A 635-nucleotide genomic window follows, 5' to 3' on the forward strand; every position below is an offset into this window, starting at 1 on the left:
CATAGCCGTCAGGCTAAGAATAGCCAACGTTATTCATTTTCCATAAACCATTTATATTTCAATCTATTGAACAACTCAGCAGCAATTCTAGCGATGTCGGCTTGCCTCTTTTCTTCTCCAACAAGTGATTGACTCTGCTAACACGGTAGAAATCTCGCACGAAATCGTCCAGCCGCCTCGTTCCAGATAGGAACACCGCCCTCAACGCGTCGATTTTTGAACTGATCAACGTCTTGAACGACTTGTAGAAACTGAGCGCCTCTCCCTCCAGTACGAAGAGGTTCTTCGCGATCTTGTAAACGATACGCCATCCCAGCATGATCAATATCAGCTTGGCGTAGATATAGCATTCCAGTCGATGCCGCTTTACTTTTTTCACCTTTTCGATGTCGCAAAGCGATTTCCAAATTTTGAATGCGAGTTCGATCTGCCATCTGAGTCGATAAAGATTCCACACGACTTTGGTAGGTATCGTCGCACTGTCGGTGTTGGTGATAAACAGATTCAAATAGGCTCTGGCGACATATTCTTTGGAAAGCGCTTTGCGGCCTTTCTTTTTGTTGTTGTTCCTGGCTTTACGGATCCTCTTGGCCACCTCATCGTCGGGTAGCCTGTGGATAATCAGCCGCGCCTTA

General features: G+C 46.1%; 1 protein-coding gene. It reads right to left on the reverse strand.

The window, feature by feature from the left end; all coding sequences use genetic code 11:
- Positions 1-58 precede the first annotated feature (58 nt).
- The coding region (locus tag G3480_RS27265) for a transposase (RefSeq protein ID WP_164657294.1) at positions 59-635 on the reverse strand (577 nt) is incomplete at its 5' end.

This window comes from Thiorhodococcus mannitoliphagus, assembly GCF_010915725.1.
Classification (GTDB): Bacteria; Pseudomonadota; Gammaproteobacteria; order Chromatiales; family Chromatiaceae; genus Thiorhodococcus; species Thiorhodococcus mannitoliphagus.